The sequence below is a fragment of the Chitinolyticbacter albus genome, assembly GCF_024437655.1.
Taxonomy (GTDB): Bacteria; Pseudomonadota; Gammaproteobacteria; order Burkholderiales; family Chitinibacteraceae; genus Chitinolyticbacter; species Chitinolyticbacter albus.
In genome coordinates this window covers 16,949-43,113 of the sequence record NZ_JANBVF010000018.1, presented here as the reverse complement: position 1 = coordinate 43,113, position 26,165 = coordinate 16,949, and the positions used below count along the sequence as shown (strand labels likewise).

The 26,165-nt window shown below is 64.5% G+C and carries 30 protein-coding genes; 7 read left to right on the top strand and 23 right to left on the bottom strand.

The genetic code is table 11. The annotated features are described in order from the left end of the window. From ssuD to NLI84_RS12480, 10 genes are all read right to left on the bottom strand, one after another. A partial coding sequence (ssuD, locus tag NLI84_RS12525) for an FMNH2-dependent alkanesulfonate monooxygenase (RefSeq protein WP_255990648.1) occupies positions 1-1,020 on the bottom strand: 1,020 nt, incomplete at its 3' end. A gap of 82 nt (positions 1,021-1,102) precedes the next feature. Then, the gene (locus NLI84_RS12520) at positions 1,103-2,026 is read right to left on the bottom strand and encodes a sulfonate ABC transporter substrate-binding protein (protein ID WP_255990647.1); all 924 of its coding nucleotides are present in this window, start codon (positions 2,024-2,026) and stop codon (positions 1,103-1,105) included. A gap of 10 nt (positions 2,027-2,036) precedes the next feature. Next, the gene (locus NLI84_RS12515; RefSeq protein WP_255990646.1) at positions 2,037-2,966 is read right to left on the bottom strand and encodes a sulfonate ABC transporter substrate-binding protein; all 930 of its coding nucleotides are present in this window, start codon (positions 2,964-2,966) and stop codon (positions 2,037-2,039) included. A 43-nt stretch (positions 2,967-3,009) separates the two neighbouring features. Continuing rightward, positions 3,010-3,606: an NADPH-dependent FMN reductase gene (ssuE, locus tag NLI84_RS12510; RefSeq protein ID WP_255990644.1), complete on the bottom strand. Its 597-nt coding sequence runs from the start codon at positions 3,604-3,606 to the stop codon at positions 3,010-3,012. A 367-nt stretch (positions 3,607-3,973) separates the two neighbouring features. Beyond that, positions 3,974-4,576: an RBBP9/YdeN family alpha/beta hydrolase gene (locus NLI84_RS12505; RefSeq protein WP_255990643.1), complete on the bottom strand. Its 603-nt coding sequence runs from the start codon at positions 4,574-4,576 to the stop codon at positions 3,974-3,976. Positions 4,577-4,606: 30 nt separating this feature from the next. Continuing rightward, positions 4,607-5,413: an EAL domain-containing protein gene (locus tag NLI84_RS12500; protein WP_255990639.1), complete on the bottom strand. Its 807-nt coding sequence runs from the start codon at positions 5,411-5,413 to the stop codon at positions 4,607-4,609. Positions 5,414-5,507: 94 nt separating this feature from the next. After that, complete coding sequence (locus tag NLI84_RS12495; protein WP_255990638.1) at positions 5,508-6,146, bottom strand: peroxiredoxin; 639 nt, start codon at positions 6,144-6,146, stop codon at positions 5,508-5,510. 184 nt (positions 6,147-6,330) lie between these two features. Next, positions 6,331-7,338, bottom strand: a complete 1,008-nt coding sequence (locus tag NLI84_RS12490; protein ID WP_255990637.1) for a sulfate ABC transporter substrate-binding protein — start codon at positions 7,336-7,338, stop codon at positions 6,331-6,333. A 99-nt stretch (positions 7,339-7,437) separates the two neighbouring features. Beyond that, entirely contained in the window at positions 7,438-7,776 is a 339-nt protein-coding gene (locus tag NLI84_RS12485) for a 2Fe-2S iron-sulfur cluster-binding protein (protein ID WP_255990635.1), read from the bottom strand. 84 nt (positions 7,777-7,860) lie between these two features. Continuing rightward, a complete protein-coding gene (locus NLI84_RS12480) occupies positions 7,861-9,663 on the bottom strand; it encodes an ABC transporter ATP-binding protein (RefSeq protein WP_255990634.1) in 1,803 nt (600 codons plus the stop codon). A gap of 180 nt (positions 9,664-9,843) precedes the next feature. On the opposite strand from NLI84_RS12480, the gene NLI84_RS12475 reads away from it, so the two are divergent. Continuing rightward, a complete protein-coding gene (locus NLI84_RS12475) occupies positions 9,844-10,533 on the top strand; it encodes a peptidylprolyl isomerase (protein ID WP_255990633.1) in 690 nt (229 codons plus the stop codon). 83 nt (positions 10,534-10,616) lie between these two features. Here NLI84_RS12475 and NLI84_RS12470 read toward each other — a convergent pair whose 3' ends face one another. From NLI84_RS12470 to NLI84_RS12435, 8 genes are all read right to left on the bottom strand, one after another. After that, positions 10,617-11,024, bottom strand: coding sequence for a GFA family protein (locus NLI84_RS12470; protein ID WP_255990632.1), 408 nt, complete (start codon positions 11,022-11,024; stop codon positions 10,617-10,619). 167 nt (positions 11,025-11,191) lie between these two features. Continuing rightward, positions 11,192-11,929 (bottom strand): LytR/AlgR family response regulator transcription factor, encoded by a 738-nt coding sequence (locus tag NLI84_RS12465; RefSeq protein ID WP_255990631.1) that lies wholly within the window; start codon positions 11,927-11,929, stop codon positions 11,192-11,194. Continuing rightward, the gene (locus NLI84_RS12460; protein ID WP_255990629.1) at positions 11,926-12,975 is read right to left on the bottom strand and encodes a sensor histidine kinase; all 1,050 of its coding nucleotides are present in this window, start codon (positions 12,973-12,975) and stop codon (positions 11,926-11,928) included. Before NLI84_RS12460 ends, NLI84_RS12465 begins: the two co-directional genes overlap by 4 nt. Next, positions 12,975-13,616, bottom strand: coding sequence for a hypothetical protein (locus tag NLI84_RS12455; RefSeq protein WP_255990626.1), 642 nt, complete (start codon positions 13,614-13,616; stop codon positions 12,975-12,977). Before NLI84_RS12455 ends, NLI84_RS12460 begins: the two co-directional genes overlap by 1 nt. Positions 13,617-13,671: 55 nt before the next feature. After that, positions 13,672-14,271 (bottom strand): hypothetical protein, encoded by a 600-nt coding sequence (locus NLI84_RS12450; RefSeq protein ID WP_255990625.1) that lies wholly within the window; start codon positions 14,269-14,271, stop codon positions 13,672-13,674. Between the two features lie 120 nt (positions 14,272-14,391). Next, positions 14,392-14,748, bottom strand: coding sequence for an arsenate reductase (glutaredoxin) (gene arsC / locus NLI84_RS12445; RefSeq protein ID WP_255990623.1), 357 nt, complete (start codon positions 14,746-14,748; stop codon positions 14,392-14,394). Between the two features lie 349 nt (positions 14,749-15,097). Continuing rightward, positions 15,098-15,643, bottom strand: a complete 546-nt coding sequence (locus NLI84_RS12440; protein ID WP_255990622.1) for a YbhB/YbcL family Raf kinase inhibitor-like protein — start codon at positions 15,641-15,643, stop codon at positions 15,098-15,100. 112 nt (positions 15,644-15,755) lie between these two features. Next, complete coding sequence (locus tag NLI84_RS12435; RefSeq protein WP_255990620.1) at positions 15,756-16,634, bottom strand: helix-turn-helix transcriptional regulator; 879 nt, start codon at positions 16,632-16,634, stop codon at positions 15,756-15,758. Between the two features lie 175 nt (positions 16,635-16,809). Between NLI84_RS12435 and NLI84_RS12430 the strand changes: the two genes are divergently transcribed. Beyond that, on the top strand, positions 16,810-17,724 hold the full coding sequence (locus NLI84_RS12430; RefSeq protein WP_255990619.1) for a hypothetical protein: 915 nt from the start codon (positions 16,810-16,812) through the stop codon (positions 17,722-17,724). A gap of 51 nt (positions 17,725-17,775) precedes the next feature. Further along, complete coding sequence (locus tag NLI84_RS12425) at positions 17,776-18,312, top strand: YaeQ family protein (RefSeq protein WP_255990618.1); 537 nt, start codon at positions 17,776-17,778, stop codon at positions 18,310-18,312. 21 nt (positions 18,313-18,333) lie between these two features. Here the strand turns inward: NLI84_RS12425 and NLI84_RS12420 are convergent, their stop codons facing one another. Next, entirely contained in the window at positions 18,334-18,858 is a 525-nt protein-coding gene (locus NLI84_RS12420) for a hypothetical protein (protein ID WP_255990616.1), read from the bottom strand. A 147-nt stretch (positions 18,859-19,005) separates the two neighbouring features. Beyond that, positions 19,006-19,473: an Lrp/AsnC family transcriptional regulator gene (locus NLI84_RS12415; protein ID WP_255990614.1), complete on the bottom strand. Its 468-nt coding sequence runs from the start codon at positions 19,471-19,473 to the stop codon at positions 19,006-19,008. A gap of 124 nt (positions 19,474-19,597) precedes the next feature. On the opposite strand from NLI84_RS12415, the gene NLI84_RS12410 reads away from it, so the two are divergent. After that, a complete protein-coding gene (locus NLI84_RS12410; RefSeq protein WP_255990611.1) occupies positions 19,598-19,786 on the top strand; it encodes a YjiS-like domain-containing protein in 189 nt (62 codons plus the stop codon). A gap of 23 nt (positions 19,787-19,809) precedes the next feature. Here NLI84_RS12410 and NLI84_RS12405 read toward each other — a convergent pair whose 3' ends face one another. The 3 genes from NLI84_RS12405 to polA all read right to left on the bottom strand — a co-directional run bounded on the left by NLI84_RS12405 (position 19,810) and on the right by polA (position 23,911). Continuing rightward, complete coding sequence (locus NLI84_RS12405; RefSeq protein ID WP_255990606.1) at positions 19,810-20,193, bottom strand: lysozyme inhibitor LprI family protein; 384 nt, start codon at positions 20,191-20,193, stop codon at positions 19,810-19,812. A gap of 365 nt (positions 20,194-20,558) precedes the next feature. After that, a complete protein-coding gene (locus NLI84_RS19255) occupies positions 20,559-20,966 on the bottom strand; it encodes a DUF4124 domain-containing protein (protein ID WP_373316954.1) in 408 nt (135 codons plus the stop codon). Between the two features lie 110 nt (positions 20,967-21,076). Then, a complete protein-coding gene (gene polA, locus NLI84_RS12400) occupies positions 21,077-23,911 on the bottom strand; it encodes a DNA polymerase I (protein WP_255990604.1) in 2,835 nt (944 codons plus the stop codon). A 116-nt stretch (positions 23,912-24,027) separates the two neighbouring features. Here polA and NLI84_RS12395 point away from each other — a divergent pair, with 116 nt between their 5' ends. The 3 genes from NLI84_RS12395 (at position 24,028) to NLI84_RS12385 (ending at position 26,146) form a co-directional block, all read left to right on the top strand. Next, positions 24,028-24,762: an LOG family protein gene (locus NLI84_RS12395; protein ID WP_255990602.1), complete on the top strand. Its 735-nt coding sequence runs from the start codon at positions 24,028-24,030 to the stop codon at positions 24,760-24,762. Between the two features lie 14 nt (positions 24,763-24,776). Then, positions 24,777-25,103 carry a DUF2782 domain-containing protein gene (locus NLI84_RS12390; RefSeq protein WP_255990601.1) on the top strand — a complete coding sequence of 109 codons (327 nt, stop codon included), beginning with the start codon at positions 24,777-24,779 and terminating at the stop codon, positions 25,101-25,103. A 104-nt stretch (positions 25,104-25,207) separates the two neighbouring features. Beyond that, complete coding sequence (locus NLI84_RS12385) at positions 25,208-26,146, top strand: homoserine kinase (RefSeq protein WP_255990599.1); 939 nt, start codon at positions 25,208-25,210, stop codon at positions 26,144-26,146. Positions 26,147-26,165 lie beyond the last annotated feature (19 nt).

Here is a 26,165-nt window from a genome sequence, read left to right as displayed (position 1 = left end):
GGCCACGCGGTACGATTCCTCCAGGTGCGGGTAGCCTGAGAGGATGAAGGTCTCGATGCCGAGCGCGTGGTATTCCTTCACCAGCGCCGCCACTTCCTCGGCGCTGCCGACGAGGGCCGTGCCCGCGCCGCCGCGCACCAGGCCGACGCCGGCCCACAGGTTGGGGTGGATTTCGAGTTGGTCACGGCGCCCGCCATGCAGCTCGGCCATGCGGCGCTGGCCTTCCGAATCGAAGCGCGCGAAGGCCTTCTGCGCGGCGGCGATGGTGTCGTCGGTCACGTACTGGATCAGCTCGTCGGCCGCCTTCCACGCTTCCTCGCTGGTTTCACGCACGATGATGTGCAGGCGGATGCCGAACTTCACCGTGCGGCCCTGCGCTGCGGCGAGTTCGCGCACTTCGCGGATCTTCTCGGCGACGGCGGCCGGCGGCTCGCCCCAGGTAAGGTAGACGTCGACCTGCTCGGCGGCCAGCGCCTTGGCGGGTTCGGACGAGCCGCCGAACCACAGCGGCGGATATGGTTGCTGCACCGGCGGGAACAGCGTCTTGGCGTTCTTCACGGTGAGGTGTTTGCCCTCGAAGTCGACGGCTTCGCCTGACAGCACGCCGCGCCAGATGCGCAGGAACTCGTCGGTCACCTCGTAGCGCTCGGCGTGGGTGAGGAAGCTGCCGTCGCCGTGTTGTTCGTCCGGATCACCACCGGTCACCACGTTGATCAGCAGGCGGCCGTTCGAGATGCGATCGAGCGTGGCGGCCTGGCGGGCCGAGACCGTGGGCGAAATGATGCCGGGGCGGATCGCCACCAGGAACTTCAGGCGTTCGGTCAGCGGCGCGAGCGACGCAGCCACTACCCAGGAATCCTCGCAAGAGCGGCCGGTGGGAATCAGCACGCCTTCGAAACCGAGGCGGTCGGCCGCCTGGGCGATCTGCGCGAGGTAGCGATGATCGACGGTGCGAGCGCCGTGTTGGGTGCCGAGGTAGCGGCCGTCGCCATGGGTGGGGAGGAACCAGAACAGTTTCATGATCGTTATCCTTGTTGTCGTTGCGACTGGGGCCGGTTTCGGTGCGGCAACGGGCGAACCCGCTGGGGGAGCCGCGATCCGACTAAGGCTGCCAGACGATTTCCTTCACGGTGACCGGCTTCGGGATGAGCTTGAGCTCGGCGAAGCGGTCGGCAATGCGTTGTTGCTCGGCCACCACCTGCGGAGTGAGCCAGGTGACCTTGAAACTGGGGCGGCGCTCGATCACGCGCTCGAAGGTCGGCACATCGAGGCCGACGGCGCGCGACAGCACCTGGGCCGCTTCGGCCGGCTGCTTTTCCAGGAAATCGTCGTTGTCGGTCAGTGCGTCGAACACGATCTGCAGCAAGCGGCTTTCCTTGTTCGCGAATGGCTTGGCGGCGAGGTAGAACGACTGGTTGGCCGACAGGCCTTCACCCGTGGTCAGCACACGCGGCTTCACCGTTTTCTCGGCGGCGGCGTAGAACGGATCCCAGATCGCCCAGGCATCGATAGCCCCGCGCTCGAACGCGGCGCGCGCCTCGGCCGGGGTCAGGTAGGCGGGCTGGATGTCTTCCCACTTGAGGCCAGCTTTATCCAGCGCGCGCACCAGCAGGTAGTGCGCACTCGACCCCTTCTGCAATGCCACCCGCTTGCCCTTGAGGTCGGCGAGCTTCCTGATCGGCGAGTCGCTCGGCACCAGGATGGCCGACGCTTGCGGCTTGGGTGGCTCGAAGCCGACGTAGACCAACGGCGAGCCGGCGGACTGGGCGAAGATCGGCGGGGTATCGCCGGTCATGCCCACGTCGACCGAACCCGCGGCCAGCGCCTCCAAGAGCTGCGGGCCGGCGGCGAATTCGTGCCACTTCACCGTGTGGCCGCCCTCGGCCAGCCGCTTTTCCAGGATGCCCCGGCTTTTCAGCACGATCAGATTGAGCGAGCTTTTCTGGTAGCCGATGCGTACTTCGGTGGCGTGAACGGTGCCCGCGACGAGCGCGAGGGCCAACAGGGGAGCAAGGAGGCGCTTCATGGCGTGATCCTTACTTCTGCGAGACCAGCGCGTCCTTCACCTTGATCGGCTTCGGGATCAGCTTGAGCTCATGGAACACGTCGGCGATCTTCTGCTGGGCGTCGGCCACCTTGGGCGTCACCGGCACCACGCCGTAGCTGTAGCGGGCGACGGCCAGTTGCACGATGTCGGTCGGCAAGCCCAATAGCGGCGCGATTTCCTTCACCACCTCGGCCTGGTTCTTTGCCGCCCACTCGTCGGTCTTGTCGAGCTCGTCGAGCACGGCGGCGAGCACCTTGGGGTTCTTCTCGGCAAACGGGCGGGCGGCGAGAAAGAACTGGTGGTTGGCGACGAGGCCCTTGCCGTCGCGCAGCGTGCGGGCGCCCAGCTGTTTCTCGGCAGCGGCGAGGAACGGATCCCAGATCACCCAGGCATCGACCGAACCGCGCTCGAACGCGGCGCGCGCATCGGCCGGCGGCAGGTAGACGGGGGTGATGTCGGTCCACTTGAGGCCTGCTTCCTCCAGCGCCTTCACCAGCAGGAAGTGGACATTGGAGCCCTTGTTCAGCGCCACTTTCTTGCCCTTGAGTTCCTTCACCGACTTGAGGGTCGAATCCTTGGGGATGACGATGGCTTCGGAGATCGGTGCCGGCGGCTCGTTGCCGACGTAGACCAGGTTGGCGCCGGCGGCCTGGGCGAAGATGGGCGGTGCTTCGCCGGTGGTGCCAAAATCGATGGCACCGACGTTCAGGCCCTCCAGCAATTGCGGGCCGGCCGGGAATTCGACCCAGCGCACGGTGAAGCTCAGTGGCTTCAGGCGGGTTTCGAGCGTGCCGCGTGCCTTGAGCACGGTCAGCGTGCCGTATTTCTGGAAGCCGACGCGCAGCTCCTCGGCGGCGGCACCGGTGGCAAGGCTGATCGCGGCGGCGATCAGCAAGGGTTTGATCAGTCGGGACAGCATGGGCAGGGCTCCTCGGTCTTGGTATGGGGTTCGGATATAGCGGTCAGATGCTGATGCGGGCTGCGGCCACCTGGCGCGACAGCTCCTCGGGGTGCAGTTGCACGCTGCCCGGGTTGGGCAGGTGGGCGATCAGGCGGCCGACAGCGTGATGCAGTCGCGAGTCGATCTCTTCGGTGACCTGGTAGCTGCCGTCGTCCTGCGGGTTGAAGTCGCGATCGGTGGCATAGACGCCGCCGACGATATGGCGGGCCTTCAAGGCGGAGAGCACCGGTTGCAGTGCGTAGTCGACCGCCAGCAAATGGCCGGGGCTGCCGCCGGTGGCCAGTGCCAGCGCAGCTTTCTGCTCCAGCGCGCGTTCGGGCAACAGATCGAGCACCGCCTTGAGCGCGCCGCTGTACGCGGCCTTGTAGACCGGGGTGGCGACGACGAGACCATCGGCGGCGGCCAGCGTTTCGGTGAAACGGCGGATGGCGGGGCTATCCCAGCGCGCGTAGATCAGGTCGTCGCTGGGGAAGTCGGTCAGGCCGAAGGTCTGGGTGACGACGCCGTAGCTCGCCAGCAGGGCGCCAGCGCGTTGCAGCAGGGTGGTAGAACGGGAACGCTCGCCGGGGCTGCCGGCCAGCAGTACAACGGTGGTCATGGATCACACTCCGCACATCAAAGGTCTGGAGTGAATATAAAGACCGATTTTTATTCCATAAAATACTTTGTAGTTGGATTGATATAACCTGAATTGCATATGGGCCACGGCGAACGTACTTTTACGTGGACGTGGACGTGGACGTGGACGTGGACGTGGACGTGGACGTGGACGTGGACGTGCAGCGCGCCCGAGCGCCGTTGCAGCCTTATGCTCGCTTTTCAGCCTCCGCCGGACGTGGATCAGTGCCACCGCGCCAAGCTGGCGTGGTGGCGTCGTTCACGGCGCCGGAGTTGGCCGTAAAAGCGTATGCGCGCAAGCGGCCGCGCGATCCCGTCGTGACGGGACCGAGTGCCGAGCGCGCGCGTCAGATCGCCAGTGCCGGTTCGGTGTGCTGCGTAACGTGTTCGGCGGCGATGCGGCGCAGCCACTGCCTGCCCACGGGCCAGGGTCCGTGCCGTGACTCCACATTGATATGGCCCACGCCGCGCAGCATGGCCAGCCGGCTGCCCCAGGTGCTGGCGAGGTGGCTGGCGCGCTCGGCGCTGCAAGCATCGTCGCTGTCGCTGGCGACCAGTACCGACGGGAAGGGTAGGCGCCGGTGTGGCAACGGCAAAAAGCCACGAAACTCCACCGGCGCATGCGGCCGTGCCACGTCGGCCGGTGCCACCAGCAGCGCGGCAACCACCGGGTGATTGCTGCCGGCGAGCGCCGCCCAGTGCGCGACGGTGATGCAGCCCAGGCTATGCGCGACCAGCAGCGTGGGGGCATCCGATTCGGCGATCTTGCGACGCAGCGCCGCCACCCAGTCCGCCGCGTGCGGGTGTTCCCAGTCGGCCTGCACCAGCCGCTCGCTGCCCGGATAACGGCGGTGCCAGCGGCTTTGCCAGTGTGTGTAGCCCGAATCGCGCCAGCCCGGCACGATCAGCAGGCGGCCGCCCTGGGCGATGAATTGTTCAACGCGGTCCATCTATCTCTCCCTTGGTGATGGATCGGCCCATCAATGACGGTATCCGGGCTCGCCCAGCAGGTAGCCTTGCAGGCCGTCGACGCCGGCATCGCGCGCCAGCGCCAGCTCGTTGGTGGTTTCCACGCCCTCGGCCAGCACCTGAGCGCCGGTGTCGCGCAGCAGTGCCACCAGCTGGCGATAGCCGCGCGCGGCTTTTTCATCGCGCCCAGCCAGGCGCAACAGCTCGCGATCGAGCTTCACGTAGTCGGGTGCGGTAGCCCATAGCCGGTCCAGGTTGGCGTGGCCATGGCCGAAGTCGTCGAGCGCAATGCGATAGCCACGGCTGCGGAAATTGGCGACGGCGCGGGTCAGCGCCTCGGGTTCGGCCGCGGTGACGTCGCTCTCCAGCAGTTCCAGCACCACGTCGGCCGGCTTGAAGCCCTGGCTTTCCAGAATGCGCTCGAAGTAGACGCCGTGAGCCTCCACCGCCGGCAATAGCTCCGGGTGCACGTTGAGGAACAGCGTGCGGTTGGGGCGGGCGTAGGTGGCGAAGTTGATCAGGTGCAGCGTGCGGCACAGCCGGTCGAACCCCACCAACACGTCGCTCGCGCGCGCGGCGGCAAAGGCGTTGGGCGGTGCCAGCGGCTTGCGCCTGAGGCTCGCGCGCAGCAGTGCTTCCTCACCCAAGACCGTTCTGCCATCCGGCGCGAAGATGGGCTGGAAGGCGGAGGCCAACCGCATCCCCAGCGCCTCGGTCACCACGCCTTCGATGGCGTCGATGCTGAACTGGCTGCGGGGCCAGTCACGGCGGATTTCGGGCGGGACCGGGAAGGTTGGCGGGCGCAGGGTATCGTTCATGGCGATGGCAGTGACAAAAAAAGCCAGGTCGGGGGCCGTCGGCAATGACAGACCCCAAGCCTGGCTTGAGTCGTGCTCCAGGAGGAAAAGCGGATTACAGGTTCGGTTGCGGCGTCAGGCGCAGGTAGGGGCGCACCGCGCGATAGCCCTTGGGGAAGCGCTGGGCGATTTCGGCCTCATCCTGCAAGGACGGCACGATCACCACGTCGTCGCCGTGTTCCCAGTCGGCGGGCGTGGCCACCTTGTGGTATTCGGTGAGCTGCAGCGAATCGATCACGCGCAGGATCTCGTTGAAGTTGCGGCCGGTACTGGCCGGGTAGGTCAGCGTCAGGCGAATCTTCTTGGCCGGATCGATGACGAACACCGAGCGCACGGTGGCGGTGGTCGAGGCGTTCGGGTGGATCAGGTCGTAGAGCTCGGATACCTTGCGGTCGGCGTCCGCCAGGATGGGGAAGTTCACCGTGGTCTCTTGGGTGTCATTGATGTCGGCGATCCACTTCAGGTGCGATTCGACTGGGTCGACGCTGATCGCCAGTGCCTTGACGTTACGGCGGGCAAATTCGTCCTTCAGCTTGGCGGTCTTGCCAAGCTCGGTGGTGCATACCGGGGTGAAATCGGCTGGATGCGAGAACAGCACCACCCAGTGATCGCCGGCCCACTCGTGGAACCGGATCTCGCCTGTCGAGGATTGCTGGGTGAAATCGGGGGCGATGTCGCCTAAACGCAAGGTCATGTCGATACTCCTGAGGATGATGCCGCGGTTGCTGGAACTCGCAGCAGTGATCAGCGGACAGTTCGAATCGAGCGAGCGATCCGACCGTGAGGAGGAGGCACCACAGCCACCGGAACGTACTGGATGTACGTGAGGATGGCGCGGAGCCCCCGACGCTGCGGGCGGATTGCGCAGCCGATTCCCTTTATTTGGCGTTGGCGGCCTGGATCTGGTCGAATACTCCGCCATCACCGAAGTGGGTCTTCTGCGCCTTACCCCAGCCACCGAACACGTCGTCGATATCGAACAGCTTCACGTTCGGGAACTGCTTGGCGTACTTGGCGTAGATGGTCTTGTCGATCGGGCGGTAGTAGTTCTGCGCGGCGATTTCCTGGCCTTCCGGCGAGTACAGATACTTCAGGTATTCCTCGGCCACCTTGCGGGTGCCCTTCTTGTCGACCACCTTGTCGACGAGGGCAACCGGCGGTTCGGCCTTGATCGACAGGGACGGCGCGACGATGTCGAACTTGTCCGGACCGAATTCCTTGATCGACAGCACCGCTTCGTTTTCCCAGGCCAGCAGCACGTCGCCCTGGCCGCGCTGGGTGAAGGTCACCGTCGAGCCGCGGGCACCGGTATCGAGCACCGGCACGTTCTTGAAGATCTTGGCGAGGAATTCGCGCGCCTTGGCATCGTTGCCGCCCGGTTGCTTGAGCGCATAGCCCCAGGCCGCCAGGTAGTTCCAGCGCGCACCGCCGCTGGTCTTGGGGTTGGGGGTGATCACCTTCACGTCCGAGCGGACGAGGTCGTTCCAGTCCTTGATGTTCTTGGGGTTGCCCTTGCGCACCAGGAACACGATGGTCGAGGTGTAGGGGCTGGCGTTGTCCGGCAGCTTCTTCTGCCAGTCGGGTGTCAGGAGCTTGCCTTTCTCGTTCAGCTCGTCGATGTCGTAGGCCAGCGCCAGCGTGACCACGTCGGCTTCCAGGCCATCGAGCACCGAGCGTGCCTGCTTGCCCGAGCCGCCGTGCGATTGGCGGATGGTGACATCGTCACCGGTTTTGGCCTTCCAGTACTTGGCGAAGGCCTTGTTGTAGTCCTGGTAGAGCTCGCGGGTCGGATCGTACGACACGTTCAGGAGTTCGACAGAGGCGGCCCAGCCGCTGGCGGCGGTGAGGGCGAGGGTGACAGCGAGGACGGTTTGGCGCAGTGACATTGTTATGCTCCCTGGGGCGATGCGGAATCGAGACAGGATGCAGTGTGGCAGCGCGCTTTATATTCTGTGAAATACCGATATTTTGTTTTTATATAAATTTTAGAAATAAACAATCAGGTCGCTATCGACGGCGACATGGCATGCAAGACGCGGCGTAGCCGGCGTATCGGGTTGTTCCAGCGGTGCATCCGCAGGCAGCTGCCCTTGCCGGATCAGCACATTGCGCTCGAGTCGGCCAAGCACCACCGGCGGGGACGGACCCTGGGATCTGGAAAGTTTGAGCACGCAGGCGCCGCACGTACCCTGGGCGCAGCGCCACGGCAGCGATAGCGATCCTCGCCGCGTTTCCTGGCGGATGACATCAATCAGGCGCGTGCCGGGGGGGACGTCGATTCTCAAGACGACACATCCGCCTTGTACAAAGCTGAGGTGATTCATCGAAAGCGGTTGTCTGGTGGGTGTCTGCATCGAAGCCGGGTGGCTGGGCGGTGTTCATGGTTACCCGAATCGGCGCTCCGGGCTTCAGGCCTCCAGGCTTTCGCCGGTCTGCAATCGCCACAGCGCGGCGTAGGCGCCGCCCATCTCCAGTAGCTCGTCGTGCGTGCCTGATTCGACGATGCGGCCTTGTTCCAGCACATGGATCATGTCGGCATGGCGCACGGTGGATAGCCGGTGCGCGATCACCAGCGTGGTGCGGCCGCGCGCCACGTGCAACAGCGAGCGCTGAATGGCGGCCTCGGTTTCGTTGTCGACGGCGCTGGTGGCCTCGTCCAGCACCAGGATGGGGGGGTTCTTGAGGATGGCGCGCGCGAGCGCAATGCGCTGGCGCTGTCCGCCGGACAGCTTCTGGCCGCGTTCGCCCACCGGTGTGGCGTAGCCTTGTGGCAAGCCAGCAATGAAGTCGTGCACCTCGGCCGCGCGCGCGGCGGCTTCGATGTCGGCCTCGCTCGCATCCGGCACGCCGTAGCCGATGTTGTCGGCAATGCTGCCGTCGGTGAGGAAGGGTTCCTGCGCCACGTAGCCGACGGCGCGGCGCAAATCCTGCAGCGCGAGGCCGGCGATGTCGCTGCCATCGAGCAGGATGCGCCCCTGTTGCGGCGTGTAAAAGCGCAGCAGCAGCTTGATCAACGTGCTCTTGCCCGAACCCGTGCTGCCGACGAAGCCGATGGTGGCGCCGGCTGGCAAGGTGAGGTCGATGCCGGCGAGCGTTTGCTGCTGTGCGTCGTAACCGAACTGGATCCCCTCGAAGCGGATCTGGCCGTGCACTGCCGCGTGCGGCAGCGCGGCCCCGGCATAGGGGATGGCGATGGGCGTCTGTACCAGATCGAGTACCCGGGTGATCGATGCCATCGAGCGCTGGTAAAGATCGGCGATCTCGGCAAGGCCCGTGAACGGCCACAGCAGGCGCTGGGTGAGGAACACCAGCACGCTGTAGCTGCCAACGGCGATCTCGCCCGCGAGCGCCAGCCAGCCGCCGTAGACGAGGGTGACGACGAAGCCCGCCAGAATGGCCATGCGGATCACCGGGGTGATGGCGGCGGATAGCGCGATCGCCGCGGCGTTGGTGCGTACGTAGTCCTCGCTCGCCGCGCGCACGTGGGCGGTCTCGAAATCCTCGGCGGCATAGCTCTTGATGGTGGCGATGCCGTGCAGATTGTTGTTGATGCGGCCGTTGATCGCGCCGGCGGCCTCGCGCACCGCGGCATAGCGCGGCGCCAGTCGCCGCTGGAACCAGAAGGCGCCGATCAGGATGAAGGGCACCGGCGCGAGCGCGATCAGCGCCAGCTTGGGCGCCAGCGCGAAGAAGATGGCCGACACCAGCACGGACGACACCAGCACCTGCAGGATGGCGCTGGCGCCGCTGTTGAGAAAGCGCTCCATCTGGTTGATGTCGTCGTTCATCACCGACAAGAGCTTGCCGCTGGAGCGGTTCTCGAACCACGCCAGTTCCAGCCGTTGCACGTGGGCATACGCCTCCAGCCGCAGGCTGTGCTGCAGGTTCTGCGCCAGGTTGCGCCATTCGCGGGTGTAGAGGAATTCGAACAACGACTCGCCCCCCCAGATCAGCACGGTCAGTGCGCCCAGCAGCAGCAATTGCTGGCCCGCATCGACGACGCCCAACTTGGCAAGGAACGACGCCTCGCGGCTGATCACCACGTCCACCGCCACGCCGATCAGTACCTCGGGCAGGATGTCGAACAGCTTGTTGATCGCCGAATAGGCGCTGGCGCGCCAGGCGTTGCGGCGGTACTGGCGGGCGTGATCGAACAGTTTCTTCAGCGGATGCATGGCGTTGGCCAAGGGTAGCGGGCAGGGCTGCAGCATAAAGCGTTTCCTGGCCGCCGCGCGACGCCGCCTTGTGTCTGCGCGCGGCACCGGCCCGGCGCGTTGCCGCCGGCTCCGCGCAACAACCGCTGATAGTGATGCTTGCCGGGTTGCAGCGGCACGGGCAGGCTGTCGCCCACACTCGGCCAACTAGATGCCGTGACCCCGGATGGAGCAAACATGAAGTGGATCGTCATTGCTGCGCTGCTGCTGGCGGCCGGCTGGTACTACGCCAATCTGGACGCGGGTAGTCCATCACAGGCGCAGCCCAGCACCGTGGCCGCAACGGCTGCCAAGCCTGCAGTAACGCCTCAAGCTTCGTCAGCGACCGCCAGCAACAGCGCAATCACCGTGCGTTGCGACACCACGCGTGGCCCGCTCGATATCGCGGTCAAGCCGGAGTGGAGCCCCAAGGGGGCTGAGCGCTTCCTGCAGCTGGTCGACGACGGTCATTTCAACGACATGCCGTTGTTCCGCTGCGTGGCCGGTTTCCTGTGCCAGTTCGGCTACAAGCCGGGCGGGCGCGACTACCCGACCATCACCGACGACACGCCGGGCCAGGCCCCACTGCCGTTCCGCCAGGGCTATGTGAGCTTTGCCGGCGGCGGCGCCAACAGCCGCTCCAGCCATCTCTTCATCACGCTGGGCGCAACGGTGGACGCGCTCGGCAAGGCCGCGTGGGAGACGCCGATCGGCACCGTCACGCCCGACACGCTGGCTACGGTGGCGCAGCTCAACACCGAATACGGCGACATGCCGCCCTGGGGCAAGGGCCCGGACCCGGCGCGCATCACCGCAGCCGATGGCGCCAACTACCTGAAGCGTGAGTTTCCGCGACTTGATTACATTCGGAGTTGCCGGCGGGGATAGCCGCAGTGCGCACAGCCCGATGGGGCAGGCCGGTGCTCAGCGACTGATCGCGCCATCGATGTTTGGCTTTGAGGGCTCGGTCATTACATGGACTGTGGCCAATGGTCGGCGATGTCGTACCAAGGCGCCTTTGAGGCGGTGTGGATGTGTTTTTGCTTCGGCGCGAGGTAGGGCGTATCGAGGGTACTGAGCGGAAACGACACCCAATCCGCGTAGTGGCCCTTGCCCTGCCACAGCATGGGCGAGCCGCAGACCGAGCAGAACGTCCGCGTGGCCTGGGCGGATGAGGCATAACGTCGCAGCAGCTCCTCACCCGCGATGAAAACATGGGCGTCGCCTGGCACGCTGCCGTAGCTGCCAAAAGCGGCGCCGTGCGCCTTGCGACACATCGTGCAATGGCAATGCGATACCGCGCGGATTGCGGCGGTGACTTGGTATTTCACGCCGCTGCACAGGCAGCTGCCGTGGTAGGGCGGCGCAGTTGGAGTCATGGCTGGTTTCATCGTGTCAGCGCCAGCGGCGCGGGGTTTTGGTTGCCGGGCGGAACCGGTATCTAAACTCTGCGCCGCTGGCGCCAAGACTACATCTCAAGTTCGATGCCTTAGCCGTCATGCTTAGGCTGAATCGTTTGCTGCAGGCCACATGCTCGGGAGTTCGCTCATTGCGATCGAAAGCAATGCTGGTAGGCCTGGCTGACTGTGAGCCGTGTCGGGTGATCGCGCAGTAGCAGTTGCATTGCGTCGCCATGGCGTTGCACGGCTGCAATACGCTCCACCGCGACCAGGGTGCCGCGGTGTATCTGCCAGAAGCGGTCGCTGCCAAGTTCGGCAGCCAGTTCCTTGATCGGCTTGCGGATGTGCGCTTCCAGCCGGTCGGTCACCACCTTCGTGTACTTGGCTTCGGCTTGGAAATAAATCACTTCGGCAAGCGTGATGAAATGGATGGTATTGCCCACGGAGGCTTGCAGCCAAGTCGCGGCGCGTTGGGCGATGGGCGTGAGCCGTGCCAGCAGGGGCGTCAAGTCCGCTGGCGGCGTGTTGATCTTGTCCTGCAAGCGCGTCACCGTGCGCGCCAGCCGGGCCGGATCTGCGGGTTTGAGCACGTAGTCGACGGCGCCTTCCTCGAAGGCCGCGACTGCGTATTCATCGTGGGCCGTGACGAAAACCACGTGACAACGCCCGGACAGGGCCCTTGCCACGTCGATCCCGGACAGCCCCGGCATGCGGATGTCGAGAAAGGCGATGTCGGGTTGACACGTATTGGCGAGACTTAGTGCGCCGGGGCCGTCTTCCGCCTCGCCGACCAGCTGGGCATTCGGCCAGAGCTGCGCCAGCGTTTCGCGCATTTGCGCCCGCAGCAGCGGTTCGTCGTCGGCGATCAGGATGCGAGCGTTCATGCGCTGTGCTCCAGCGGCAAGTGGATACGTGCCTGGGTTCCGCCCCCGGGGCTGGGTGAAAGCGAGAGCGTGGCGCGACCGCCATACAGCGTAGCCAAGCGCTGATGGATGTTGACGAGCCCCAGCCCACTTCCCAGGGGCTCGCCTATACCCATGCCGTCATCGCAGACTTCGACGGTCAGCATGCCGTCTTCCTGCGAAATCCCGATGGCGATGCAACCGCAGCCAGCCTTCGGCTCGATGCCGTGCTTGACCGCGTTCTCGACAAGGGTGACCAGCATCAGTGGCGGCATTGAATGCGTCAGCAGCCGCTCCGGCGCGGTAACGTGGTAGCTGAGCCGTTCACCCATACGGATCGCCATGATAGCGAGGTAATGCTCGGCGAGCCGAAGCTCGCGCGCCACCGTGGAAACAGGGCCGCGTAAATCGGGCAGGCTGGTCCGCAGATAGGCGATCAGGTGATCGAGCATCATGCCCGCGCGCTCGGGATCATGCCGCGTCAAATAGCGGGCATTGGCCAGCGTGTTGTAGAGAAAATGCGGTTCAACCTGCGCCTGCAGCGTGCGTAATTCCGCTTCGGCCAATAGCCGCTCGACGCGTGCCTGAGCCAGAGCCTGTTGCTGCTGTTTGGCCTCGACGGCGACACGTTGACTGCGCCACAGCCCGGGCAGCAGCCAGAGCCAGCCCGCGAGTGCCGCAGCCCAGAACGTGTATGTGAAGGGCCATTGCCGCACTGCCTCGTCCTGCACCATGGTCTGGTGGGCGGTCGCGGCCAGCCCAGCGCCAAGTAGATTGACGGTAAGGACGACGAGCCCGACCGGCAGCAGGCCAGGATCAGGCCCTGCCCAGGCCCTCAGGGCGCTGAGCACCAATCCGGTAGTCAGCCACGCGCCCAGCAGCAGCACGAAGCTTGCAGCCCAGAGTCTGGCGTCGAAATACCACCAGGCCATGGCGGTGCAAAGCGCAGCGAGGAGGGTGCTGATCAGGCAAGTACGCAGACTGAAATTGCCGAGAATGCCGGGAAGGGCCGATGTCGTTGTTTGCATCAGTGCTTCCCTTGCCCATCCACGCAGGGCAACCAGCCCTTCGCGCTATGCGCGTAGCTGCGCGCTGCGGCACCGGTGGCGTGCGAGATGATGCGTGTGGGGGAGACGTTCTTGTTCACGATTTCGAACTTCACTTCATCCATCCAAAGCTGGCCCTTGCCGGCAAGGTAGGCCCCGAAACTGATGCGCTCTGCATCGGAAGGGATGTCGAGCACGATGTGACGTGGCTGCCAATCGCCGTCGCTCACAATCGGGCGGCCTCGCATGTCATCGAAGACCGGGCAACGGCCACCTTGCTGATCGACCCGCAGCCACAATCCGGCTGCGCCATCCGCGCCGCGGCTGCGTAGTTGCGCCGAGAAACGGATGCGCTGCCCGGCGAACTTGCGGGCCGAGATGACCTGTTCGATGACGCCATGACTGGACAGACCCCTCGTCTGGCTGATGGCGCCACCGTGGTAGTAAAGCGTTTTGGCCCCGGGTCCGGTGCGTGCATTGCGATGATCGATTTGCGCTGCATAGTGGGCGGTACCGACATCGCGGCTGGTCCAGGGGGCAAGCAAGACGGTGTTGTGCCAGGTTGATGCGGTCGTGAAAAGGTAGGCCAGCATCGCAGCGAGCAGGACGATGGCCGGGTTCATGGCGGCACACCCGGCCGCCATGCCGGGGGGCACGATAAAACGTGCGCTGCCAGCATCACGGCGCCGGTTCCTCGGGAGGGCTTTCCACCCAGGCGCCGCCGGACGTGGGCTCCCAGGGGATGCGCGTGAGCGCGACGTCCCGACCGACGATGGCAAGCTCTGGCTCATCCAGCCAGCTCACCCCCTTGCCACTCAGGATCAGGCCGTATTGCACCTGGGCAGCGGCGGCGGGGATGTCCATCACGATGTCGTGGCGAGCCCAGTCCTCGTTGTGTTTGATTCCGCGGGTGAACATGTTCTCGAAGGCAACGACGCGCTGATTGGCATCGGTGACGCGCAACCACAGCCCAGCCCAGCCGAGCACTTCCTGAGTTCTGACCTTGGCCGAGAAGCGCAGGCGTTGACTGCGAAAAGGTGCTGCATCCACGTCCTGGTGGGCTGCGCCAAAGCTGTTGGATGAATCGCCGTCGAGGTAGCGCAGCTGGACCGCGCCGGTACTCGACAACGCAGTGCGGTGATCGAGCACCGCGGCGAAGTGTCCGCTGCCTTGTTGCCAGAATGTCCAGGACGCCGGCAATGGGCTGTCCGCCTGGACGTTGAGGGCGGTCAGGGCCGCCGCGAGGGTTGCTGCGCCGATCATGGGGAAGTAGTGCATCAGGTGTGCTCCTTGAACAATCACGAGATGCAGTCTGGTCGGCGACGGGCGAGCCGTCTGCGGGCGTGCGACGAAACAGGCCATGCGGCGACGAATTGCCGCTGCGATGCGATAAGGCATTCAGCGACCGAGCAGCGCCAGCACCTGTTCCGGCGGTCGGCCGAGGGCGGCCCGCTTGCCGTCGACGACCACGATGGGGCGCTCGATCAGCCTGGGGTGCGCCACCATCGCAGCGATCAGCGCGGCGCGATCGAGCGCAGGATCTGCGAGATTCAGCGCGACGAATTCGTCTTCCTTCTGCCGCATCAGCTGGCGCGGTTCCAGCTGCAGCAGCGTCAGCAGATGGTCCAGCGTGGTGGCATCGGGCGGGGTGGCGAGGTATTCGACGACGTCGGGTTGGACGCCGTTCTCGCCCAGCAGGGCGAGGGTCTCGCGCGATTTTCTGCAGCGCGGATTGTGGTAGATGACGACGTGCATGGCGGCTCCCGACTTGGCTGAAGCCGCCAGTCTAGAGCTTGTTGCCGGTGGTTTCATCCCGGTAGGTGCGGCGATCGGGAAACAGCAGGAAACGAATGGTGGCATCTTGGATCCTGTTGTGTCCCCGGGGCAGCTCGTGCTGCGGGATGCCATCTGTGCCACGGACGAGCGACTGCGGGGCGCCCTCGCGGTGGTAACGCCTCGGTCTGTCTAAAAGCGCAGAGCGTGCGGGGGAATCGGCCAGGGAGCGCCGCCGTGCCTTTCTCCGCCTAAACAGGCGAGAACCCGGCTGGGCCGGGTTCCTGGGGCAGCTATGCGCGGATTCCAGCGCGAAGTACGGAAGCGGCGCTCAGCGCTGGTAGGTGGCCGTGAAGCTGGAGCTGCCGAGACTCGCCGCCTTGATCTGCGCTTCGGCCTCAGCCGGGGGGGTGTCCTCGGCCAGCGGCAGCGTTGCTACCTTCAGCGCGTACAGCGTGAAGTTGTAGTGGTGCACGCCATGACCGATGGGCGGGCAGGCACCGCCGAAGCTGTTGCCGCCAAAGCTGGTGCGACCCTGCTTTGCGCCCTTGGGCAGCTTGCTGCCAGTGCTGTTGCCGGCGTTGGCGGGAAGTGCAGTGGTGGCGGGCGGCACATCGTACAGCGTCCAGTGGTACCAGCCGCCGCTGACCGGGGCGTCCGGATCATGCAGCACCAGCGCCAGGCTCTTGGCACCGGCCGGCACGCCCGACCATTGCAGTGCGGGCGACTGGTTGCCACCGTTGCAGCCGTAGCCGATGTAGACCTGTTTTTCGGCGAGCTTGCCGTCGGCGGGCACGTCGGAGCTGCCGAGCTTGAAGTCCCCAGCGTGGGCGAGTGGCAGCAAGGTGGCGAAGAGCAGGGGCAGCAGGCGTTTCATCATGGGTTCCTCGGATCTGAAGGGAGTGAGCACACGATAAAATCTGCGGCGCGCCACGTCTCGCCCGCAGCGCGCAATCGCTCGCCCGCTGCGCTCAATCTCGAGTGCTTGCTTAGCCGGCGCTCGCTTGTGCGGGCTGAGCCGAGGCCGCGCTCCGCAAGGCTGTGGGCGTCAGGCCGAAGCGCGAGCGAAAGGCATCGGTGAAGCGCGATGGCGAGGTGTAGCCGCAGGCCTCGGCGATGCGCTGAACGGGCTGGGGTGTCTTCATCACCAGATAGAGCGCGCGATCCATACGCGCGTCGGCCAGGATGGCGGCAAAGGTGGTGTGCTCCAGCGCCAGGCGGCGGCGCAGCGTGGCCTCACTCAGGCATAGCCGCCCTGCCACCTCGGTCATTTTCCAGTCTGCCGCCGGATCGGCACCGATATGGCGCAACACGCGCTCGCGCCAGTTTTCCGGCGCCACCGTGACCAGATCGCGCCCCACGCCCTGACGCGCCATCGCCAGCCACAGCGCCTGCCAGCGGTGTTCCGCCAGCGCCTCGTCCAGCGGGCTTTCCTGGGGCAGCAGCACCTGTTCCACGTAGTCGTTCAGCGTCTTCCAGCACAGGGCATCCGGTTCGAATACCGGGGCAGGATCGAGCCGCGCAGGCAGGTCGGCGGCGTAGCGCTCGGTGAAGCGCCGCATCCAGGCTGGGTCCGCCGCGAGCGACAGACCGGCGAAGTAACCGCGCTGTGGGTCGGGCCGGTTGCGAAAGCTCACGTCCTGCCCGGCGCCGATGGCGATCCAGTGCCCTGGCCGACAGCGCAGCACGCCGTCGCTACGGATGATCTCCTTCTCGCCGGCCAGTACTACGATCAGGCAGGACCAGAAGAAAGGTGCGCGCAGCACCCGTACTTCCTCGCGGAACTGGAACAGCCCCGCACGTCCCAGCTGCATGCGCGGGCCGTTGCGATCGATCTGGAGCAGGTGCTGCAGGATGGGTGCGTGCATAGCGTCAATCTGTGCGCGAAAGTGCAAGCATCATAACGTGGCAGCGTTGGTCCGGCGGGTTTATACCAGCCGGCTTCCCGGTATGGCTTGATCGGCGGGAATGATCTGGGTATGGCAAGTCCGCTGCGCGTATCGGCCACATTCATGGCAGCAGCTTGCTGGTAGCATGCGGGCGATGCTGATCCTGACCGTTGTCGATCACCGCCGTGCCCTGCATGCCGCAACCATGCTGCTGGCGCTGTTGCTGCCGTTTGCGGCCTTGCCATGGGCCTGGGAGGTTGCCGGACCCATGGACTCCAGTTGGCAACTGCTGAAGTTCATTGTCGCCTGCATGATTGCGCTGCTGGTCTGGATCGCCTTGTTGGGCCAGCTCAACGTTTGGGCCAGCCATGCACGCATGACCTTTGCTGCCGATGGGGTGCGTAGCCGTGTTCTGGGCTTTCTGCCGCTGAGCGAGATCCAGCGGGTCCGCGTGTGGTGGCTCAGCGAACACGACTTGGCCAGCCGCGAAGCGCAGCCTGGGGCCAGCCAGCGGTTACGGCTGGAAACCACGCGAGGCTCGTTCGATTACACGGTGCACCCGCCATGCGACGTGGATGCGCTGAAGGCAGCGCTGGCCAAGCCCCGTTTGCTGTGGCGGCAAGCCCCGGCAGAATTCAGTGCGGCGATACCTGAGCGACTGGTGCTGGCCATGCTGGGTAGCTGGAAAGCCGCGATTTCGTCACTTGGTGTGATGATAGCCATCCTGTTTGGTGCCGGGATCCTCATGGTTGAGTTCGAGGAAGAGGCGATCTGGATTGTCGTCATGGCAGCAATCGTGGCCATGGTCGCAGGGGGCTCCGTGTCGTGGCTGTTCGCTCGCGATGAAGTGATGCTCACCGAGACCGGCTTTCATTCACGCCGTAATGGTGAGGTTCGCTGGGGCGACGTGACCGCGACCCGCCTGAGCATCAGGAGCTCAAACCAGGCGCATCAGCAGGAGCTGGCATTCACGCTGAAAGATGGGCGGACTATCGGCTTCGTCTACTACTTTTCTGGCAAGCAGTTCGGTCATCTGGTAGAAGCATGCCGTCGCCAAAAACTGTTGTGAGGCAGCCGTTGGCAGGCCGACAGCATCTTCATACCTAGAGCACCTTTCCCCATGGCCCTCAAATCCATCATCTTCAAAGCCGATCTCAACGTTGCCGATATGGATCGCGGCTACTACGGCTCGCATGCGCTCACCGTGGCGCAGCATCCCTCCGAAACTGACGAGCGCATGATGCTGCGGCTGTTGGCGTATGCGCTCAATGCCAGCGAAGGGCTGGAGTTCGGTCGCGGCATCAGCGACGAGGATGAGCCGGCGCTGTGGCGGCGCAATCTGGTGGGTGAGGTCGAGCTGTGGATCGATCTGGGTCAGCCCGACGAGAAGCGGCTGAAGAAGGCGGCCAATACCGGTAGCGAGGCCATCATCTACGCCTATGGCAACCGTGGCGCCGAGGTGTGGTGGCAGGGCATCGCCAGCCAGGCGGCGCGCCATGACAATCTACGCGTGTATAGCCTCGACACCGATACGCTGGCCGAGCTCGGCACCCTGGCCGAGCGCACGATGCAATTGCACGTCACCGTGCAGGAAGGCGATATCTCCGTATCCAACGGCGTCGCCAACGTGCAAGTGGCATTGCGCACGCTGAAATAAGCGGCGCCGCTGGCCACGTGCCTACCAGCCCGATTGCGGGGCGGTCGCAGGTTTCGCGGTCAGCTGGGTGATCCACGCCTGCTGGGGCGCGGTGGCAGGGCCTTCCAGCTGCGCGACGCGTTCGATCTGGCCGAGTATCTGTTGCGCTTGCGCCTGATCCAGCGTTTTCCATTGCGCCTGCGCGAAGGCCTGGCTGTGCCGGTGGAACTGGTCGTCGCGCAGCTTGAAGGCGCTGGCGTCGAACAGGTCGCGCGCTTCGCGCTCGTCGGTCTTGAAGGTGTTCTGGTAGATGCCGAGCAGTTCTGCCTTGGTCTCGCGGGTCAGTTCACCCTTGAGCCGGGCGGTGTGCAGCAGCGCCAGCGCAGCAATGTCCTTGGCTTCCTTGACCGTGAGCCCGAGGTGGGCGGCCTGTTTTCTTGCCCACTGCCGACGGTGCAGCCAGGTAAAGGGATTGAATGCGTTAAGGTCGAGCCCAGCGCGTTGCAGCGAATGCAGCGCCCAGACCAGGCCCGCGATGGCGGTGATCAGACCAATGACGATGTGCATGCCGGTTTCCAGACGGGTTAGCTGCGATGCGCGTGACGATATCGCAACCGGGCTGTCATGAAAAATCCGCTCCGGGTTTGTGTTGCGTAAGTCATGGCGGGCGATGTGGCCAGGCCCGGCACCATTGCAGGTGGAAGCGCGATGGCATTAGCGGCCCGGCTGCGCCGGGATACGCCCCACGGGTTTGTCGAGTGGCTTGGACAGCACGATCGACGTCGTCACCGCGCCGTAGCGGCTAAGCAGGTCGATCACCCGTTCCAGCTCCTGCGGTCGGGCGATGGCGCAGCGCAGGCTGAAGCAGTCTTCGCCGGTAATGCGGTACATCTCCAGCACCTCGGGCATGGTGGCGCAGGTATCAATGAAGGCCGCGATCTCGTCGTGCCGTGCCCGCAACCGGATCAGCGCCTGCAGGCCGTAGCCCAGCTTTTGCAGGTTGAGTCGCGCGCCATAACCCTCGATGACGCCGGCGTCCTCCAGCTTGCGGATGCGCTCGCTCACCGCCGGCTGCGACAGACCAATGCGCTTGCCCAGCGCGGACAGGCTCTGCCTGGCGTCCTGTTGCAGCGCTTCGAGGATCTTCCAGTCCTTGTTATCGAGCTCGGGCGATGAATTCACGGTAAGGCTCCGGATCTTTCGATGATTTGACCGTTTTTGCGCCCCGTTTCCAATAAATGCCCATTCGGTATTGGGGGTGGTGGCGTCTAATATTTTCCCATGTTTGAACTCTGGGGAAACCACCATGCAAGCATGCACGAAATGGTTGCGTTCCCGCTGGTCTGCCTACCTCGCGCGGCGGCGCCTGCGCTGCGAACTGGCGGAATTGGCGGGAATGGGCGCGCGCGAGTTGCTTGATCTCGGTATCTCCCGGGGCGACCTGCTGGCGATCGAGCGGGGCAGCTTCGAGTCCAGGGCAGCAAGGGAACCGTAGCGCCATCGCGATAACATGTTCCGCTATTGCAGCAGCCCTTCGAGCTCGGCGACGCGGGCGGCGGTGACGGTGAGTAGACAATCGCTGGCTATCACCCTCGCCAGGTTGCCACCATTCGGATCTGCGTAGTAGTTGCAATTGGCCTGGCGGAATTTGAGCCACGCTTGCTGCGCATCGTGCAGTTGTACCTTGCGCGGCCTGCCCTGCTGCGCCAGCAGGACCTGATAGGCCGCGCTCACGCGTTGATCCTGCTGCGCGTATTCCCTGTTCATGCAGTCGAGCACGCGGGCGGTGACCCCACGCGCTTGCTCCATGCAATTGCGGTAGCTCGTGCTGAGCGTGGTATCGGCACGCGACGGCACACAGGCCAGGCAGGCGAGCAGGATGGAGCAAAGCAGCGGGCGCATGGATTAAGCCTCTAAGGTCAACCTGGAGCGGCGTGTCGCGTCCCGTTGCCATCTGCCGCAAGCGAGGGGTGGCCGCGATGCGCTGCCTGATCGCCAGGCTGACTATGGCACTGTTGTTGCTTACAACGCCAGCGTTGCCTGCCGCCGATGCGGCTTCGGCCGTCCAGCTGAGGGCGAGTGCTACACCACCGCGCCCGGTGTGCGCCGCTTGGCTGCCCTGCAATATCTACCTGGGTTGGTGGCAGAGCGGCTAGATATCAAACGAATCTGAGTGGGCTCGTCACTCTGGCAGCGCCAGACAACTTCAAACGAGTCGCCTACCCCGCCGAAGCAGCCGCATGACCTCGACTCAAAGGCACAATAAACTACGTAGTAGGGCAATTCAGCGTCTGTATGCGCTTTACAACCCAAGTATTTTCATCACGAAAATTCTGATTTGGGTTGATGCGCTGATGGCTTTGGATCGAGCGCTTATAGGCTGACAACGAGTTGCACTCACGGATGCGCTCGGCATCGTCTGTGCCTAAAGAACTTACGGAGCTGCCAGACCGACCAGCAAGCATTTGCTCTTGCCATCGAGCGGCAGAAGCCCTGCGCTCAGCTCGAACATATGGTCGGAAAGAGGCCGTTCCGCCAGTCCAATCTTGCCCGGTTATTCGTTTGGAGGATGAGTCAGATGGGCACGGAGCATCCTGATAGACAATTGCCCCTGATGAGTTTTTGCACTTAAAAACCTCCGCATGCGCCCCGGCCGCGATGGTAAAGAGCAACATCATCGATAGCGCTAACTTTGCCAACATTCGCATCCCCTGATAAAGCACCTAATGCTGACTCCAAATTTCAGGAAAAGCAAGTTAACTGAATGCGAGCTGTAGCGCCGGGCTCAATGCGCCTCATCCCAATTCATCCCCACTCCCACTTCCGCCAATAGTGGCACCTTGAGCTGCGCCACGTTCGCCATCTGCCTGGGCAGCTCCAGCTTCACCAGTTCCACTTCCGTCTCCGGCACTTCCAGGATCAGTTCGTCATGCACCTGCAGGATTAGCCGGCTGGCGATGCCCGATTCACTGATCCAGGCGTCCACGGCCAGCATGGCCAGCTTGATCAGGTCGGCGGCGGTGCCTTGCATTGGCGCGTTGATCGCGGCGCGTTCGGCGCCGGCGCGGCGGGCGGGATTGGCCGATTTGATCTCGGGCAGCCACAGCCGGCGGCCGAACACCGTTTCCACATAGCCCTCTTCGCGCGCCTGGCTGCGGGTGCGCTCCATGTACTGCGCCACGCCAGGGAAGCGGCCGAAGTAGCGCTCGATATAGCTCGCCGCGGCGCTGCGCTCGATCTCGAGCTGGGTGGCAAGGCCAAAGGCGCTCATGCCGTAGATCAGGCCGAAGTTGATGGTCTTGGCGTAGCGGCGCTGCTCGCTGCTCACCTCATCCAGCGGCACGCCGAAGACTTCGGCGGCGGTGGCGCGGTGGATGTCCTGGCCTTCGGCGAAGGCCTTGAGCAGCGCGTCGTCCTCCGACAGATGCGCCATGATGCGCAGCTCGATCTGCGAATAATCGGCGGAGATCAGCTTGTGGCCGGGCGGGGCGATAAAGGCTTCGCGCACGCGGCGGCCTTCCGGCGTGCGGATAGGGATGTTCTGCAGGTTGGGATCGGTGCTGGAGAGCCGCCCGGTCACCGCCACGGTCTGGTTGAAGCTGGTATGCACGCGGCGGGTGACCGGGTTGGTCATCGATGCCAGCTTGTCGGTGTAGGTGGACTTGAGCTTGGACAGCGAGCGGTGCTCCAGCAGCACCTTGGGCAGCGGGAAATCCTTGGCGAGCTCGGTGAGCACATCCTCGTCGGTGGAGGGCGCGCCCTTGGGCGTTTTCTTCACCACCGGCAGCTTGAGCTCGTCGAAGAAGATCTCGCCAATCTGCTTGGGCGAGCCGAGGTTGAACGGGCGGCCGGCGAGCTGGTGCGCCTGCTTTTCCAGCTCGATCAGTCGCAGACCAAGATCGTGGCTTTGCTGGGCGAGCTTTTTCCCGTCGAGCAGCACGCCGTGGCGTTCCATCTTGAACAACACGTCGCGCACCGGCAGCTCGATGTCGCGATAGAGCGTGTCAAGGCGCGGTGCGCGCGCCAGCTTTTGCGTCAGCACCTGAGCCAGGCGCAGCGTGATGTCGGCGTCCTCGGCGGCATAGGCGGTGGCGGTATCGACGCCGACCTCGTCAAAGCCGATCTGCTTGGCGCCCTTGCCCGCGACTTCCTCGTACTTGATCGTGGTTTCGCCCAGCTCGCGCGCGGCCTGATCGTCCATGTTGTGGCGCTCGTGGCTGGCGAGCACGTAGCTCATCAACAGCGTGTCGTCGACCACGCCGGCGAGCACGATGCCGTGGTTGGCGAACACATGCTGGTCATACTTGAGGTTCTGGCCGAGTTTTTTGTGCTCGTTTGACTCCAGCCAGGGCTTGAGCCGGGCGAGGGTCGCGTCGAGCGGCAACTGCTCCGGTGCCTCGGTGCCGCGATGTGCCAGCGGCAGGTAGGCCGCCTCGCCAGCCGTGACCGAGAACGACATGCCGACGATGCGTGCCTGCATCGGGTCGAGGCTGGTGGTTTCGCTATCGAGCGCGGTGACTGTGGCGGTATTCAGCTTGGCGAGCCAAGCGTCGAGCTGGGCCTCGGTGAGGATCGCTTCATAGCGCCGTTCGGCAACCTGCGGAATGTCGATATCGCCGGATGCACCCACTGCGGCGGGCTCGGCCTGGGCGGGCGCGCCGCCGGTGACTTCGCCGAAATCGAGCTCGCCGCATTCACCCAACGCCGGGGTCGGAACCGGCGCCGGTGCGGCCGATGCGGCCGATGCGGCGGCATCGCCCAGTTGCTGCTCCGCCTCGCGTATCCAGGTGCGGAAATTGTAGCGGCGGAACATCGCCAACAGCGTGGCCCAGTCCACGGGTGCGGTGGCTAGCTCCGGCAGGCCGCCCGGCAATTCGGCGCGCAGGTCGACATTCTGCTTGATGGTGACGAGCTGTTGCGCCATCGGCAGCCAGGGCAGCGTGGCGCGCAGGTTGTCGCCGACCACGCCCTTGATCTCAGCGGCGTTCGCCATGACGGCCGCCAGGCTGCCGTACTGGTCCAGCCACTTCACGGCGGTCTTGGGGCCGCACTTGGGCACGCCCGGCACGTTGTCGACGGTATCGCCGATCAGTGCGAGGTAATCGACGATCTGGTCGGGCCGCACGCCGAACTTCTCCTTCACGCCGGCCTCGTCCAGCACCTCCTCGGTCATCGAGTTCTCGATACGTACATGCGCATCGACCAGTTGCGACATATCCTTGTCGCCAGTGGAAATGATGGTGGTGATGCCCTGCCGGCTGGCGGCGACGGCCAGCGTGCCGATCACGTCGTCGGCTTCGACCCCGCTCACGCACAATAGCGGGATGCCGAAGGCACGCACTGCGGTGTGGATGGGTTCGACCTGCACGCGCAACTCGTCCGGCATCGGCGGACGGTTGGCCTTGTACTCGGCGTAGAGATCGTCACGGAAGGTCTTACCCTTGGCGTCGAACACGCAGGCGATATAGTCGGCCGGCGTGGTCTTTTGCAGGCGCTTCAACATGTTCACGAAGCCATACAACGCATTGGTCGGCGTGCCGTCGGGCGCGGAAAGCTCGCGGATGGCGTGGAAGGCGCGATACAGGTAGGACGAGCCGTCGATCAACAGCAAAGTGGGCATGAATGCGGACCTGGGGCGGGGCTGGCGGTCGCTATCGCGGCGCCGGATGGGCAACAGCGAAGAGCGGGCACGAAGCCGCCTGCTATACTCAATTGTAAGAAATAGGGAGCATACCGATGAGCCTGAAAGACAAACTCCCCGAATTCGTCGACCCCTCGGTCAATGCGGACAAGCACGGATTCCGTGCGCGCGAAGCCTGGCGGGTGTTCGAGATCATGTCGGAATTCGTCGAGGCCACCGAACGACTGCAGGAAATCCAGCCTGCGGTGTCGATCTTCGGCTCGGCGCGAACCCCGCGCGACCACGCGTATTATAAGCTCACCGAAGAGATTGCCCGGCTGCTGTCAGACGCCGGCTTCTCGGTGATCTCCGGCGGCGGCCCCGGCATCATGGAAGCGGCCAACAAGGGCGCCTATTACGGCAAGAGCCCCAGCGTCGGGCTTAATATCCAGCTGCCGCACGAACAGAGCGGCAATCCCTACCAGGATATTTCGCAATCGTTCCGCCACTTCTTTGCGCGCAAGGTGATGTTCGTCAAGCACGCCAGCGCCTACGTGGTGATGCCGGGCGGCTTCGGTACGCTGGACGAATTGTCAGAGGCGCTGACGCTGATCCAGACCGGCAAGACGCGCAAGATCCCGGTGATTCTGGTGGGCCGTGAATTCTGGACCGGACTGATGCAATGGATAGGCACCACGCTGGTCGACGAGAAGATGATTTCGCCGGGCGACATGGACCTGATCAAGATGATCGACGAGCCACGTGCCATCGTCGAGGCCATCTTCGACTTCTACGAAACGCGTGGCTTCGAAATGAGCGCGGCCGAGCGCGAAATGCAATTCAGCCTTTGAACGAAGGAAAACCGATGTTCCGTTCCCTGGTTCTTGCCTTGCTGTTGTCCGCGTCGCTGCCGCCGCTGGTGCAGGCGGCCGAAGACCCGCCGCCGCCGCCGATGCCACCGGAAGGTACCGACGGTGCCGTCATCGACGAGCCGGACGTGCGCATCATCGAGAAGGACGATGCCACGATCGCCGAATACCGCATGCACGGCAAGCTCTACATGATGAAGGTCACGCCCAAGATCGGCCCGCCGTACTACCTGATCGATCGCGAGGGTGATGGCCGCTTCGATCGCATGGATACCGGTGGCGCCAATATCGCCGTGCCGCGCTGGGTACTGTTCGAATGGTGAGCGTACCGGGCGCAGCGGCAAATCCGCCGCATCGACGCGTCGCCATCGTCAGCGACGCGTGGCTTGCGTAAACTGGCGGCCTCCGTTCCCCACAGCCTGCCGCCATGTCCGTCTTTACCACCGTCTGCGCCGATGACCTGAAGCCGTTCCTGGCGCGCTATTCAATCGGCACGCTGGTCGACCTGAAGGGTATTGCCGCGGGGGTCACCAACACCAATTACTTCGTGACCACCACGCACGGCCGCTACGTGCTGACGCTGTTCGAGACGCTGGCGGCCGCCGAGCTGCCGTTCTATGTGAACTTGCTCGCGCACCTCGCGCACCACGGCATTGCAGTGGCGGCGCCGATCGCCAATCTCAACGATGCGTACATCGACACCCTCAACGGTAAGCCCACGCTGTTGGTGACCTGCCTGCCCGGTGCGGTGGTCGATAACCCGAACGTGGCGCAGTGCGCCCAGGTCGGTGAAATGCTGGCGCAGATGCATCGTGCCGGCGCCAGCTATCCAGGGCGCATGGTCAACCCGCGTGGGCCGCAATGGTGGATGGACACCGCCGCGCACGTGTACCAGTTCATGGCGCCGCAGGATGCGCAGCTGCTGCGCGAGCAATTGGCGGTGCAGTCGCGCCATCGCTTCGATCATCTGCCGCTGGGCGTGATCCACGCCGATCTGTTCCGTGATAATGCGTTGATGAACGGCGACGCGGTCGGTGGCTTCATCGATTTCTACTACGCCTGCAACGATGTGCTGTTGTACGACGTGGCGATCACGCTGAATGACTGGTGCGTGCTGCCCGATGGCGATATCGACGCGGCGCGCGCGCGCGCGCTGCTTGCCGCCTATCAGGCGGTGCGGCCATTCACGGTCGAGGAAAATGCCGGTTGGCCCATCATGCTGCGCGCAGCTGCCATCCGCTTCTGGACGTCGCGCCTGCTCGATTTCCATCGCCCAGCCGCCGGCGAAATGACCTTCGCCAAGGACCCCGGCCATTTCCAGCGCGTGCTGGCGCATCACGTCGCCCGCAATGATTTCTGGCTGTAAGCGCCACACTACTGTGCAA

What these genes read in the sequence shown, in the direction of transcription:
- NLI84_RS12520 (WP_255990647.1), bottom strand. Translation starts at nt 2,026, where the DNA reads ATGAAGCGCCTCCTTGCTCCCCTGTTGGCCCTCGCGCTCGTCGCGGGC.
- NLI84_RS12470 (WP_255990632.1), bottom strand. Translation starts at nt 11,024, where the DNA reads ATGACTCCAACTGCGCCGCCCTACCACGGCAGCTGCCTGTGCAGCGGC.
- NLI84_RS12475 (WP_255990633.1), top strand. Translation starts at nt 9,844, where the DNA reads ATGAAGTGGATCGTCATTGCTGCGCTGCTGCTGGCGGCCGGCTGGTAC.
- NLI84_RS12410 (WP_255990611.1), top strand. Translation starts at nt 19,598, where the DNA reads ATGCAAGCATGCACGAAATGGTTGCGTTCCCGCTGGTCTGCCTACCTC.
- NLI84_RS12390 (WP_255990601.1), top strand. Translation starts at nt 24,777, where the DNA reads ATGTTCCGTTCCCTGGTTCTTGCCTTGCTGTTGTCCGCGTCGCTGCCG.
- NLI84_RS12495 (WP_255990638.1), bottom strand. Translation starts at nt 6,146, where the DNA reads ATGACCTTGCGTTTAGGCGACATCGCCCCCGATTTCACCCAGCAATCC.
- arsC (WP_255990623.1), bottom strand. Translation starts at nt 14,748, where the DNA reads ATGCACGTCGTCATCTACCACAATCCGCGCTGCAGAAAATCGCGCGAG.
- NLI84_RS12435 (WP_255990620.1), bottom strand. Translation starts at nt 16,634, where the DNA reads ATGCACGCACCCATCCTGCAGCACCTGCTCCAGATCGATCGCAACGGC.
- NLI84_RS12385 (WP_255990599.1), top strand. Translation starts at nt 25,208, where the DNA reads ATGTCCGTCTTTACCACCGTCTGCGCCGATGACCTGAAGCCGTTCCTG.
- NLI84_RS12395 (WP_255990602.1), top strand. Translation starts at nt 24,028, where the DNA reads ATGAGCCTGAAAGACAAACTCCCCGAATTCGTCGACCCCTCGGTCAAT.
- NLI84_RS12485 (WP_255990635.1), bottom strand. Translation starts at nt 7,776, where the DNA reads ATGAATCACCTCAGCTTTGTACAAGGCGGATGTGTCGTCTTGAGAATC.
- NLI84_RS19255 (WP_373316954.1), bottom strand. Translation starts at nt 20,966, where the DNA reads ATGTTGCTCTTTACCATCGCGGCCGGGGCGCATGCGGAGGTTTTTAAG.
- NLI84_RS12450 (WP_255990625.1), bottom strand. Translation starts at nt 14,271, where the DNA reads ATGCACTACTTCCCCATGATCGGCGCAGCAACCCTCGCGGCGGCCCTG.
- NLI84_RS12425 (WP_255990618.1), top strand. Translation starts at nt 17,776, where the DNA reads ATGGCCCTCAAATCCATCATCTTCAAAGCCGATCTCAACGTTGCCGAT.
- NLI84_RS12505 (WP_255990643.1), bottom strand. Translation starts at nt 4,576, where the DNA reads ATGGACCGCGTTGAACAATTCATCGCCCAGGGCGGCCGCCTGCTGATC.
- NLI84_RS12440 (WP_255990622.1), bottom strand. Translation starts at nt 15,643, where the DNA reads ATGAAACGCCTGCTGCCCCTGCTCTTCGCCACCTTGCTGCCACTCGCC.
- NLI84_RS12465 (WP_255990631.1), bottom strand. Translation starts at nt 11,929, where the DNA reads ATGAACGCTCGCATCCTGATCGCCGACGACGAACCGCTGCTGCGGGCG.
- NLI84_RS12420 (WP_255990616.1), bottom strand. Translation starts at nt 18,858, where the DNA reads ATGCACATCGTCATTGGTCTGATCACCGCCATCGCGGGCCTGGTCTGG.
- NLI84_RS12500 (WP_255990639.1), bottom strand. Translation starts at nt 5,413, where the DNA reads ATGAACGATACCCTGCGCCCGCCAACCTTCCCGGTCCCGCCCGAAATC.
- NLI84_RS12480 (WP_255990634.1), bottom strand. Translation starts at nt 9,663, where the DNA reads ATGCTGCAGCCCTGCCCGCTACCCTTGGCCAACGCCATGCATCCGCTG.
- NLI84_RS12430 (WP_255990619.1), top strand. Translation starts at nt 16,810, where the DNA reads ATGCTGATCCTGACCGTTGTCGATCACCGCCGTGCCCTGCATGCCGCA.
- NLI84_RS12460 (WP_255990629.1), bottom strand. Translation starts at nt 12,975, where the DNA reads ATGCAAACAACGACATCGGCCCTTCCCGGCATTCTCGGCAATTTCAGT.
- ssuE (WP_255990644.1), bottom strand. Translation starts at nt 3,606, where the DNA reads ATGACCACCGTTGTACTGCTGGCCGGCAGCCCCGGCGAGCGTTCCCGT.
- NLI84_RS12515 (WP_255990646.1), bottom strand. Translation starts at nt 2,966, where the DNA reads ATGCTGTCCCGACTGATCAAACCCTTGCTGATCGCCGCCGCGATCAGC.
- polA (WP_255990604.1), bottom strand. Translation starts at nt 23,911, where the DNA reads ATGCCCACTTTGCTGTTGATCGACGGCTCGTCCTACCTGTATCGCGCC.
- NLI84_RS12490 (WP_255990637.1), bottom strand. Translation starts at nt 7,338, where the DNA reads ATGTCACTGCGCCAAACCGTCCTCGCTGTCACCCTCGCCCTCACCGCC.
- NLI84_RS12455 (WP_255990626.1), bottom strand. Translation starts at nt 13,616, where the DNA reads ATGAACCCGGCCATCGTCCTGCTCGCTGCGATGCTGGCCTACCTTTTC.
- NLI84_RS12405 (WP_255990606.1), bottom strand. Translation starts at nt 20,193, where the DNA reads ATGCGCCCGCTGCTTTGCTCCATCCTGCTCGCCTGCCTGGCCTGTGTG.